Annotated in this window: 6 protein-coding genes, 2 rRNA genes and 1 pseudogene; 8 read left to right on the top strand and 1 reads right to left on the bottom strand. The window is 61.3% G+C overall.

Annotated elements, in window-relative coordinates:
• The first annotated feature begins 29 nt into the window (after positions 1-29).
• The 5 genes from atpA to PGN27_RS07085 are packed head-to-tail and all read left to right on the top strand — an operon-like array spanning position 30 to position 4,918.
• Complete coding sequence (gene atpA / locus PGN27_RS07105; RefSeq protein ID WP_335325520.1) at positions 30-1,679, top strand: F0F1 ATP synthase subunit alpha; 1,650 nt, start codon at positions 30-32, stop codon at positions 1,677-1,679.
• Positions 1,680-1,686: 7 nt separating this feature from the next.
• Positions 1,687-2,616 (top strand): F0F1 ATP synthase subunit gamma, encoded by a 930-nt coding sequence (locus PGN27_RS07100; RefSeq protein ID WP_213449280.1) that lies wholly within the window; start codon positions 1,687-1,689, stop codon positions 2,614-2,616.
• 31 nt (positions 2,617-2,647) lie between these two features.
• Positions 2,648-4,078, top strand: coding sequence for a F0F1 ATP synthase subunit beta (atpD, locus tag PGN27_RS07095; protein WP_213449281.1), 1,431 nt, complete (start codon positions 2,648-2,650; stop codon positions 4,076-4,078).
• Positions 4,079-4,108: 30 nt separating this feature from the next.
• Entirely contained in the window at positions 4,109-4,474 is a 366-nt protein-coding gene (locus PGN27_RS07090) for a F0F1 ATP synthase subunit epsilon (protein ID WP_030136029.1), read from the top strand.
• Between the two features lie 12 nt (positions 4,475-4,486).
• A complete protein-coding gene (locus tag PGN27_RS07085; RefSeq protein WP_030136028.1) occupies positions 4,487-4,918 on the top strand; it encodes a DUF2550 domain-containing protein in 432 nt (143 codons plus the stop codon).
• Here PGN27_RS07085 and PGN27_RS07080 read toward each other — a convergent pair.
• Positions 4,915-5,490, bottom strand: coding sequence for a cob(I)yrinic acid a,c-diamide adenosyltransferase (locus PGN27_RS07080; protein WP_335325519.1), 576 nt, complete (start codon positions 5,488-5,490; stop codon positions 4,915-4,917). The genes PGN27_RS07085 and PGN27_RS07080 overlap by 4 nt on opposite strands.
• Positions 5,491-5,561: 71 nt before the next feature.
• Here PGN27_RS07080 and murA point away from each other — a divergent pair.
• The 3 genes and pseudogenes from murA to PGN27_RS07065 all read left to right on the top strand — a co-directional run bounded on the left by murA (position 5,562) and on the right by PGN27_RS07065 (position 12,237).
• A pseudogene (gene murA, locus PGN27_RS07075) lies at positions 5,562-6,819 on the top strand (UDP-N-acetylglucosamine 1-carboxyvinyltransferase).
• A 364-nt stretch (positions 6,820-7,183) separates the two neighbouring features.
• Positions 7,184-8,701: ribosomal RNA gene (locus PGN27_RS07070) — 16S ribosomal RNA — on the top strand.
• Positions 8,702-9,116: 415 nt separating this feature from the next.
• Positions 9,117-12,237 (top strand): 23S ribosomal RNA (locus tag PGN27_RS07065).
• The 16S and 23S rRNA genes sit together here, the layout of an rRNA operon.
• Positions 12,238-12,332: the final 95 nt, after the last annotated feature.

Below are 12,332 nucleotides of genomic sequence, written 5' to 3'. Positions count from 1 at the left end.
CCAGATCAAAGGTAGGAAGACGAAAAACCATGGCAGAGTTGACAATCTCCGCTTCTGATATCGAAGGTGCCATCGAGGACTACGTATCCTCGTTTTCCGCCGACACCGAGCGGGAAGAGGTCGGCACCGTTGTCGATGCCGGTGACGGCATCGCCCACGTCGAGGGCCTGCCCTCGGTCATGACCCAGGAGCTGCTCGAGTTCGAGGGCGGCGTGCTGGGCGTGGCGCTCAACCTCGACGAGCACAGCGTCGGCGCCGTGATCCTGGGCGAGTTCAACAAGATCGAAGAGGGCCAGCAGGTCAAGCGCACCGGCGAGGTTCTCTCGGTTCCGGTCGGTGACGCCTTCCTGGGTCGTGTGGTCAACCCGCTCGGGCAGCCGATCGACGGCCAGGGCGATATCGCCTCGGACACCCGCCGCGAACTGGAACTGCAGGCCCCCTCGGTCGTGCAGCGCCAGGGCGTCGGCGAGCCGCTGCAGACCGGTATCAAGGCCATCGACGCGATGACCCCGATCGGCCGTGGCCAGCGTCAGCTGATCATCGGCGACCGCAAGACCGGCAAGACCGCGGTCTGCGTCGACACCATCCTGAACCAGCGTCAGGCATGGGAGACCGGTGACCCGCAGCAGCAGGTGCGCTGCGTGTACGTCGCGATCGGCCAGAAGGGCACCACGATCGCTTCCGTGAAGCGCGCTCTCGAAGAGGGTGGCGCCATGGAGTACACCACCATCGTCGCCGCTCCGGCATCCGATCCCGCCGGCTTCAAGTGGCTGGCCCCCTACACCGGTTCGGCCATCGGCCAGCACTGGATGTACGACGGCAAGCACGTCCTGATCGTCTTCGACGACCTGACCAAGCAGGCCGACGCCTACCGCGCCATCTCGCTGCTGCTGCGTCGCCCGCCGGGCCGCGAGGCGTTCCCCGGTGACGTCTTCTACCTGCACTCCCGGCTGCTGGAGCGTTGCGCGAAGCTGTCCGACGAGCTCGGTGGTGGTTCGATGACGGGTCTGCCGATCATCGAGACCAAGGCCAACGACATCTCGGCGTTCATCCCGACCAACGTCATCTCCATCACCGACGGTCAGTGCTTCCTGGAGTCCGACCTGTTCAACCAGGGTGTCCGCCCCGCCGTCAACGTCGGTGTGTCGGTGTCCCGCGTCGGTGGCGCCGCGCAGATCAAGGCGATGAAAGAGGTGGCCGGTTCGCTGCGTCTGGACCTGTCGCAGTACCGCGAGCTGGAGGCCTTCGCGGCCTTCGCCTCCGATCTGGATGCGGCCTCCAAGGCGCAGCTGGACCGCGGCGTGCGGCTGGTCGAGCTGCTCAAGCAGCCCCAGTACAGCCCGCTCGCCGTCGAAGACCAGGTCGTTGCCATCTTCCTTGGCACTCAGGGACACCTGGATTCGGTTCCCGCCGAAGATGTTTCGCGCTTCGTCGACGAGCTGCTGGAGCATGTGAAGGCCAGCCACTCCGACATCCTCGACTGCATCCGGGAGAGCAAGAAGCTCTCGGAGGAGGCCGAGGAGAAGCTGGTCAATGTCATCAACGACTTCAAGAAGGGCTTCTCGGCGAGCGACGGTAGCTCCGTCGTCGTCAACGAGGCCGACTCCGAGGCTCTGGATCCCGAGGATCTGGAGAAGGAATCGGTCAAGGTCCGTAAGCCTGCTCCCAAGAAGGCCTAGGTAACCAATGGCAGCCACACTGCGCGAGCTACGCGGACGTATCCGCTCCGCCGGGTCGATCAAGAAGATCACCAAGGCCCAGGAGCTGATCGCCACGTCGCGGATCGCCAAGGCGCAGGCGCGGGTCGATGCGGCCCGGCCGTACAGCACCGAGATCACCAACATGCTCACCGAGCTGGCCAGTGCCAGCGCGCTGGATCACCCCTTGCTGGTCCCGCGGGACAATCCGAAGCGGGCCGCCGTTCTGGTGGTCTCTTCGGACCGCGGGCTCTGCGGTGGGTACAACGCCAACGTGCTGCGCCGTGCCGAGGAGCTGTTCTCGTTGCTGCGCGACGAGGGTAAGGATCCGGTGCTCTACGTCGTGGGACGAAAGGCATTGGGTTACTACAACTTCCGCCAGCGTTCGGTTTCCGAGTCGTGGACCGGCTTCTCCGAGCGTCCGACCTATGAGCACGCCAAGGAGATCGCCGACACCTTGGTGGCGGCGTTCATGTCCGGTGCCGACGATGACGGTGACGACGGCGGTGCCGACGGCATCGTCGGCGTCGACGAGATCCACATCGTGTCGACCGAGTTCCGCTCGATGCTGTCGCAGACCGCGGTGGCACTGCGGGTCGCCCCGATGGTCGTCGAGTACGTGGGTGACGAGGAGCCCGAGGACGGCCCGCGCACGCTGTTCTCGTTCGAGCCGAACGCCGAGACGCTGTTCGACGCCCTGTTGCCGCGCTACATCGCCACCCGCGTGTACGCCGCATTGCTGGAGGCGGCTGCCTCGGAGTCGGCCTCGCGCCGGCGTGCCATGAAGTCGGCCACCGACAACGCAGACGATCTGATCAAGGCACTCACGCTGGCGGCCAACCGCGAGCGTCAGGCGCAGATCACCCAGGAAATCAGCGAGATCGTCGGTGGCGCCAACGCGCTGGCCGACGCCAAATAGGCCGACGTAAGAGCGAAAGCGAAGAAGAGATATGACTGCCGTAGAGACCAAGACCACGACGGGTCGCGTTGTCCGCATCACGGGCCCCGTGGTCGACGTCGAGTTCCCGCGTGGCGCCGTGCCCGAACTGCTCAACGCCCTGCACGCCGACATCACCTTCGGCGCGCTGGCCAAGACCCTGACCCTCGAGGTCGCCCAGCACCTCGGCGACAACCTGGTGCGCTGCATCTCGATGCAGCCCACCGACGGCCTGGTCCGCGGCCAGGATGTGACCGACACCGGTGCCTCGATCTCGGTGCCCGTCGGCGACGGCGTCAAGGGCCACGTGTTCAACGCCCTCGGTGACTGCCTCGACGAGCCCGGCTACGGCAAGGACTTCGAGCACTGGTCCATCCACCGCAAGCCGCCGGCCTTCGCCGACCTGGAGCCCCGCACCGAGATGCTGGAGACGGGTCTGAAGGTCGTCGACCTGCTGACCCCGTATGTGCGTGGTGGAAAGATCGCCCTGTTCGGTGGCGCCGGCGTCGGCAAGACCGTTCTGATCCAGGAGATGATCAACCGCATCGCCCGCAACTTCGGCGGCACCTCGGTGTTCGCCGGCGTGGGGGAGCGCACCCGTGAGGGTAACGACCTGTGGGTCGAGCTCGCGGACGCCAACGTGCTCAAGGACACCGCCTTGGTGTTCGGCCAGATGGACGAGCCGCCGGGCACTCGTATGCGCGTGGCCCTGTCGGCACTGACCATGGCGGAGTTCTTCCGCGATGAGCAGGGCCAGGACGTGCTTCTGTTCATCGACAACATCTTCCGGTTCACCCAGGCCGGTTCCGAGGTATCGACCCTGCTCGGTCGGATGCCTTCGGCCGTGGGTTACCAGCCGACGCTGGCCGACGAGATGGGTGAGCTGCAGGAGCGCATCACCTCGACCCGCGGTCGCTCGATCACCTCGATGCAGGCCGTGTACGTGCCCGCCGACGACTACACCGACCCGGCGCCGGCCACCACGTTCGCCCACCTCGACGCCACCACCGAGCTCTCGCGTGCGGTGTTCTCCAAGGGCATCTTCCCCGCGGTGGATCCGCTGGCATCGTCCTCGACGATCCTGCACCCCAGCGTGGTCGGCGACGAGCACTACCGCGTCGCCCAGGAAGTCATCCGGATCCTGCAGCGCTACAAGGATCTCCAGGACATCATCGCCATCCTTGGTATCGACGAGCTGTCCGAAGAGGACAAGGTGCTGGTGTACCGCGCCCGTAAGATCGAGCGCTTCCTGAGCCAGAACATGATGGCGGCCGAGCAGTTCACCGGCCAGCCGGGTTCGACCGTTCCGCTCAAGGAGACCATCGAGGCCTTCGACAAGCTGGCCAAGGGCGAGTTCGATCACCTGCCCGAGCAGGCGTTCTTCCTCATCGGCGGTCTCGACGACCTGGCGAAGAAGGCAGAATCGCTCGGCGCCAAGCTGTGACTCGGTTTCTAGCGCGAAAGGTGGTGTGGCATGGCTGAACTGGACGTCGAGATCGTCGCCGTCGAGCGCAAGCTGTGGTCCGGCAAGGCGACGTTCGTCTTCACCCGCACCACCGCGGGTGAGATCGGCATCCTTCCGCGGCATATCCCGTTGGTGGCTCAGTTGGTCGATGACGCGATGGTGCGTGTCGAGCGTGAGGGCGAGGATGACCTACGCATCGCGGTCGACGGCGGATTCCTGTCGGTGACCGAGGGCGGGGTCAGCCTGCTGGTGGAGAACGCACAGTTCGAGTCGGAGATCGATGCCGACGCCGCCAAGCGGGATTCCGAGTCCGACGACGAAGCCACCGCGGCGTGGGGCCGTGCCCGGCTACGCGCTGTCGGCCAGATCGACTAGTAGGCAACGCCGATGAGCGCGTCCATGGTGTTCATGGTCGCGCTCGTCGGCGTTTTGCTGCTTGCCGTCGCCGCACTGGGCTATCGGCTGTGGAAGCTGCGGCAGGTCGGCGGCACCGCCGCGATCCTTCGAGACTTTCCCGCCTACGGTGGCCACGGTTGGCGCCACGGAGTGCTGCGCTACCGGGAGTCGGAGGCGGAGTTCTATCGACTCTCGAGTGCTCGCTGGTGGCCGGACCGGCGGTTGAGCCGGCTGGGCCTGGAAGTGGTGTCGCGCCGATCCCCACGTGGTGACGAGTTCGACATCATGAGCGACGAGATCGCGGTGCTGGAGTTGCGCGACAGTGATCGAGGGTTCGAGATCGCGCTGGATCGCGGCGCGTTGACCGCATTCACCTCGTGGCTGGAGTCACGACCGTCGCCACGGGCCCGGCGCCGCAACTAGGCGCGCTGACCGCCCGGCTGCCATTTGACATCGCCGGCCGGATTGGCCACCCGCGACAGGATGAACAGCAGATCGGAGAGCCGGTTGAGATACTTCGCCGGCAACACGTTGACCGAATCGCCATGCTCGTCGACCGCACGCCAGGCCGCACGCTCGGCCCGACGCGTCACCGTTCTTGCCACGTGCAGCAGCGCGGACAGCGGAGTTCCACCGGGCAGGATGAACGAGTCCAAATTCGGTAGGCCCTCGTTGAACTCATCGCACCACCCCTCCAGCCGGTCGATGTAGTCCTGTCGAACCCGCAACGGCGGGTACTCCGGATTCTCTACGACCGGAGTCGACAGATCCGCGCCGGCATCGAACAGATCGTTCTGGATCTGCAGCAGGACGTCCCGGAGGTGGTCGTCGGGTTGGCCGAGTGACAGCGCGACACCGATCGCCGCGTTGGCCTCGTCACAATCGGCGTAGGCCTCCAGCCGGGCGTCGTTCTTCGAGACCCGGCTGAAATCACTCAAGCCGGTGGTGCCGTCGTCTCCGGTCCGGGTGTAGATGCGGGTCAGGTGCACAGCCATGGCTAAACGGTACCGGCCGGTCTCGGCTGCAGCGTTCTGAAACTGGGTCATCGTCTGCTTACACTGACCGCGTGAGCGATCGTTTCGTGGTGACGGGCGGAAGCCGGTTATCTGGCGAGGTCGCCGTCGGGGGAGCAAAGAACAGTGTCCTGAAACTGATGGCGGCCGCGCTGTTGGCCGAGGGCACCAGCACGATCACCAACTGTCCGGACATCCTGGATGTGCCGTTGATGGCGGAGGTGCTCAGGGGACTGGGTGCCACCGTCGAACTGGACGGTTCGACCGTGCGGATCACCTCGCCAGACGAGGTCAAATACGACGCGGATTTCGCTGCGGTGCGGCAGTTCCGTGCGTCGGTCTGTGTACTGGGTCCGCTGGTGGGGCGTGGCCGACGGGCCAAGGTTGCGCTGCCAGGTGGTGACGCCATCGGATCGCGGCCCCTGGATATGCACCAGGCCGGCCTGCGCCAACTCGGTGCGCGGTGCAATATCGAGCACGGCTGCGTCGTTGCCGAAGCCGACCATCTGCGCGGCGCCGAGATCCAGCTCGAGTTCCCGTCGGTGGGGGCGACCGAGAACATCCTCATGGCGGCGGTGCTCGCCGAGGGCGTGACCACCATCCACAACGCGGCGCGCGAGCCAGATATCGCCGATATCTGCATGATGCTCAACCAGATGGGTGCACAGGTCTCCGGTGCGGGGTCGTCGACCTTGACGATCACCGGGGTGGACCGGCTGTATCCGACGGAGCATCGGGTGATCGGAGATCGCATCGTCGCGGCCACCTGGGGGATCGCCGCCGCGATGACCCGGGGGGGACATCTCGGTGACCGGGGTAGATCCCGCGCATCTGCAGCTCGTGTTGCACAAGCTGCACGATGCGGGCGCGACGGTCACCCAGAACGACAACGGCTTCCGGGTCGTGCAGTACGAACGGCCCAAGGCGGTGAACGTCGCGACCTTGCCGTTCCCCGGATTCCCGACCGATCTGCAGCCGATGGCGATCGGGCTGGCCTGTATCGCCGATGGCACCTCGATGATCACCGAGAACGTGTTCGAGGCGCGGTTCCGTTTCGTGGAGGAGATGATCCGGCTCGGAGCCGATGCGCGGACCGACGGCCACCATGCGGTGGTGCGCGGGATCCCGCAGTTGTCCAGCGCCCCGGTGTGGGCATCGGATATCCGGGCCGGGGCCGGTTTGGTGCTCGCCGGCCTGGTGGCCGACGGCGAGACCGAGGTGCACGACGTCTATCACATCGATCGCGGCTATCCGATGTTCGTCGAAAACCTGGTCAGCTTGGGCGCCGGGATCGAGCGGGTACACTCGTAAGAGACCGGTCGAGCGCGACATTATGGCTCTGACCAGCGGATTTGACTTCCAAAGGTACAAAGTTCTAATCTTTTGAAGTCGCCGCGGAGACGCGAGACAGAGAAGCTTGACTCGCCAGACAAGATAGTTTAAGCTGGCAGGGTTGCCCCGAAACGGATGGCTTCACGAAAATCTGGTCTGTTGTTTGAGAACTCAATAGTGTGTTTGGTGGTTTTTGTTTGTTGTTTTTTGGCCATCTTGGTGGGGGACTCCCCGTCTTCCTGCCACGTGGGATGGTTTGTTTTTTGATGCCAGTTTTTGGTGTCTTTTGTTTGTGATCGGATTTTTCTGATTCGAATTCTGCCTCGTTTGGTCGAGGGGTTTTTGTTTGGAGAGTTTGATCCTGGCTCAGGACGAACGCTGGCGGCGTGCTTAACACATGCAAGTCGAACGGAAAGGCCCTTCGGGGTACTCGAGTGGCGAACGGGTGAGTAACACGTGGGTGATCTGCCCTGCACTTTGGGATAAGCCTGGGAAACTGGGTCTAATACCGAATATGATCATCGGCTTCATGGTCGGTGGTGGAAAGCTTTTGCGGTGTGGGATGGGCCCGCGGCCTATCAGCTTGTTGGTGGGGTAATGGCCTACCAAGGCGACGACGGGTAGCCGGCCTGAGAGGGTGACCGGCCACACTGGGACTGAGATACGGCCCAGACTCCTACGGGAGGCAGCAGTGGGGAATATTGCACAATGGGCGCAAGCCTGATGCAGCGACGCCGCGTGAGGGATGACGGCCTTCGGGTTGTAAACCTCTTTCAGCACAGACGAAGCGCAAGTGACGGTATGTGCAGAAGAAGGACCGGCCAACTACGTGCCAGCAGCCGCGGTAATACGTAGGGTCCGAGCGTTGTCCGGAATTACTGGGCGTAAAGAGCTCGTAGGTGGTTTGTCGCGTTGTTCGTGAAAACTCACAGCTTAACTGTGGGCGTGCGGGCGATACGGGCAGACTAGAGTACTGCAGGGGAGACTGGAATTCCTGGTGTAGCGGTGGAATGCGCAGATATCAGGAGGAACACCGGTGGCGAAGGCGGGTCTCTGGGCAGTAACTGACGCTGAGGAGCGAAAGCGTGGGGAGCGAACAGGATTAGATACCCTGGTAGTCCACGCCGTAAACGGTGGGTACTAGGTGTGGGTTTCCTTCCTTGGGATCCGTGCCGTAGCTAACGCATTAAGTACCCCGCCTGGGGAGTACGGCCGCAAGGCTAAAACTCAAAGGAATTGACGGGGGCCCGCACAAGCGGCGGAGCATGTGGATTAATTCGATGCAACGCGAAGAACCTTACCTGGGTTTGACATGCACAGGACGCTGGTAGAGATATCAGTTCCCTTGTGGCCTGTGTGCAGGTGGTGCATGGCTGTCGTCAGCTCGTGTCGTGAGATGTTGGGTTAAGTCCCGCAACGAGCGCAACCCTTGTCCTATGTTGCCAGCGGGTTATGCCGGGGACTCGTAGGAGACTGCCGGGGTCAACTCGGAGGAAGGTGGGGATGACGTCAAGTCATCATGCCCCTTATGTCCAGGGCTTCACACATGCTACAATGGCCGGTACAAAGGGCTGCGATGCCGTGAGGTGGAGCGAATCCTTTCAAAGCCGGTCTCAGTTCGGATCGGGGTCTGCAACTCGACCCCGTGAAGTCGGAGTCGCTAGTAATCGCAGATCAGCAACGCTGCGGTGAATACGTTCCCGGGCCTTGTACACACCGCCCGTCACGTCATGAAAGTCGGTAACACCCGAAGCCGGTGGCCTAACCCTTGTGGAGGGAGCCGTCGAAGGTGGGATCGGCGATTGGGACGAAGTCGTAACAAGGTAGCCGTACCGGAAGGTGCGGCTGGATCACCTCCTTTCTAAGGAGCACCACGAGAACCTGGCCCGCCCACATCGTGTGGGAGTTCGGTGACCTTGGTCGATTCGTTGGATGGCCTTCGCCTGTAGTGGGTGGGGGTCTGGTGCAACAACAAACAAACTTTATGACCGCCAGGCACACTATTGGGCTTTGAGACAACAGGCCCAGCGGGACCTTCGCTCTACGGAGAAGGGGGTTGCCGGCCGTGCGTGCCCCGTTGGGGGTCAGGCGGTTGCTGTTGTCGCCCTGCTTTGGTGGTGGGGTGTGGTGTTTGATTTGTGGATAGTGGTTGCGAGCATCTAGCACGCAAGGAGACCCTGACTGGGGGCGCTGGCTTTTGGCTGGTGTTGTTGGTTGGGGTGTTGTTGTGTGTGTTTGATGTGCAATTTCTTTTTTTCTTTTTCTGGTTTTTTGTGTTGTAAGTGTTTAAGGGCGCATGGTGGATGCCTTGGCATTAGGAGCCGATGAAGGACGTGGGAGGCTGCGATATGCCTCGGGGAGCTGCCAACCGAGCGTGGATCCGAGGATGTCCGAATGGGGAAACCCAGCACGAGTGATGTCGTGTTACCTGCATCTGAATATATAGGGTGCAGGGGGGAACGCGGGGAAGTGAAACATCTCAGTACCCGTAGGAAGAGAAAACAATTGTGATTCCGTGAGTAGTGGCGAGCGAAAGCGGAGGATGGCTAAACCGTATGCATGTGATACCCGGCGGGGGTTGTGTGTGCGGGGTTGTGGGGCGTTTCTTCTCAGCACCGCCGTGCTGGGCGACAGTGAGAAAAGTGTGTGTTAGTCGAAGGGCCTGGGATGGTCTGTCGTAGAGGGTGAGAGTCCCGTAGGCGAAAACATGCACTCTGTTGTGAGACTGTTCCCCGAGTAGCAGCGGGCCCGTGAAATCTGCTGTGAATCTGCCGGGACCACCCGGTAAGCCTGAATACTTCCTAATGACCGATAGCGGATTAGTACCGTGAGGGAATGGTGAAAAGTACCCCGGGAGGGGAGTGAAATAGTACCTGAAACCGTGTGCCTACAATCCGTCAGAGCCCTCGCTTGCGTGGGGTGATGGCGTGCCTTTTGAAGAATGAGCCTGCGAGTCAGGGACATGTCGCGAGGTTAACCCGTGTGGGGTAGCCGCAGCGAAAGCGAGTCTGAATAGGGCGTATCCGCACAAGAGTGTGTGGTGTAGTGGTGTGTTCTGGACCCGAAGCGGAGTGATCTACCCATGGCCAGGGTGAAGCAGCAGTAAGATGTTGTGGAGGCCCGAACCCACTTAGGTTGAAGACTGAGGGGATGAGTTGTGGGTAGGGGTGAAAGGCCAATCAAACTCCGTGATAGCTGGTTCTCCCCGAAATGCATTTAGGTGCAGCGTTGCGTGTTTCTTACTGGAGGTAGAGCTACTGGATGGCCGATGGGCCTCACAAGGTTACTGACGTCAGCCAAACTCCGAATGCCGGTAAGTGAAAGCGTGGCAGTGAGACGGCGGGGGATAAGCTCCGTGCGTCGAGAGGGAAACAGCCCAGATCGCCGGCTAAGGCCCCTAAGCGTGTGCTAAGTGGAAAAGGATGTGCAGTCGCGAAGACAACCAGGAGGTTGGCTTAGAAGCAGCCACCCTTGAAAGAGTGCGTAATAGCTCACTGGTCAAGTGATTGTGCGCCGATAATGTAGCGGGGCTCAAGCACACCGCCGAAGCCGCGGCAATCAGATGTATGTCTGGTTGGGTAGGGGAGCGTCCTGCACCCAGTGAAGCAGCCTGGTAATGGAGCTGTGGAGGGTGTGGGAGTGAGAATGCAGGCATGAGTAGCGATAAGGCAAGTGAGAACCTTGCCCGCCGAAAGACCAAGGGTTCCTGGGGCAGGCCAGTCCGCCCAGGGTGAGTCGGGACCTAAGGCGAGGCCGACAGGCGTAGTCGATGGACAACGGGTTGATATTCCCGTACCCGTGTGTGCGCGCCCATGATGAATCAGAGGTACTAACCACCCAAATGGTGGCCTATCCAATCCTTCGGGAGCGGAAAGTCGCCGGCTGCGTGGGACCTTCTCTGGTAGTAGTCAAGCGATGGGGTGACGCAGGAAGGTAGCCGTACCAGTCAGTGGTAATACTGGGGCAAGCCTGTAGGACGAGACATAGGCAAATCCGTGTCTCATATGTCTGAGAGGTGATGCATAGCCGAGTGAGGCGAATTCGGTGATCCTATGCTGCCGAGAAAAGCCTCTAGCGAGCTCACACACGGCCCGTACCCCAAACCAACACAGGTGGTCAGGTAGAGAATACTAAGGCGTACGAGTTAACTATGGTTAAGGAACTCGGCAAAATGCCCCCGTAACTTCGGGAGAAGGGGGACCTCCATACCGTCAACACCTTTGCGGTGGGTAGCGGGAGGGGGTGGCACAAACCAGTGAGAAGCGACTGTTTACTAAAAACACAGGTCCGTGCGAAGTCGCAAGACGATGTATACGGACTGACGCCTGCCCGGTGCTGGAAGGTTAAGAGGACCCGTTAATCCTTCGGGGTGAAGCGGAGAATTTAAGCCCCAGTAAACGGCGGTGGTAACTATAACCATCCTAAGGTAGCGAAATTCCTTGTCGGGTAAGTTCCGACCTGCACGAATGGCGTAACGACTTCTCAACTGTCTCAACCATAGACTCGGCGAAATTGCACTACGAGTAAAGATGCTCGTTACGCGCGGCAGGACGAAAAGACCCCGGGACCTTCACTACAACTTGGTATTGGTGCTCGATACGGTTTGTGTAGGATAGGTGGGAGACTGTGAAGCATGCACGCCAGTGTGTGGGGAGTCGTTGTTGAAATACCACTCTGATCGTATTGGGCCTCTAACTTCGAACCGTATATCCGGTTCAGGGACAGTGCCTGGTGGGTAGTTTAACTGGGGCGGTTGCCTCCTAAAATGTAACGGAGGCGCCCAAAGGTTCCCTCAACCTGGACGGCAATCAGGTGTTGAGTGTAAGTGCACAAGGGAGCTTGACTGCGAGACGTACATGTCGAGCAGGGACGAAAGTCGGGACTAGTGATCCGGCACCTCTGAGTGGAAGGGGTGTCGCTCAACGGATAAAAGGTACCCCGGGGATAACAGGCTGATCTTCCCCAAGAGTCCATATCGACGGGATGGTTTGGCACCTCGATGTCGGCTCGTCGCATCCTGGGGCTGGAGCAGGTCCCAAGGGTTGGGCTGTTCGCCCATTAAAGCGGCACGCGAGCTGGGTTTAGAACGTCGTGAGACAGTTCGGTCTCTATCCGCCGCGCGCGTCAGAAGCTTGAGGAAACCTGTCCCTAGTACGAGAGGACCGGGACGGACGAACCTCTGGTCTACCAGTTGTCCCACCAGGGGCACTGCTGGATAGCTACGTTCGGACAGGATAACCGCTGAAAGCATCTAAGCGGGAAACCTCTTCCAAGACCAGGCTTCTCACCCTTTTAGAGGGATAAGGCCCCCCGCAGACCACGGGATCGATAGACCAGACCTAGAAGACTAGTAATAGTCGCAGGGAACTGGCACTAACCGGCCGAAAACTTACACACACCCACCCCTGGTGGGTAACAAAATCAACCATGTGTAAGAAACAAGATGACGCACACAAACGTGACGCCCGCAACCACACACATCCACATTGGAC

Source organism: Mycolicibacterium neoaurum, assembly GCF_036946495.1.
Classification (GTDB): Bacteria; Actinomycetota; Actinomycetes; order Mycobacteriales; family Mycobacteriaceae; genus Mycobacterium; species Mycobacterium neoaurum_B.
Note: the sequence above shows the minus strand (reverse complement) of the source record. Positions and strands in the feature narration are given on the sequence as shown.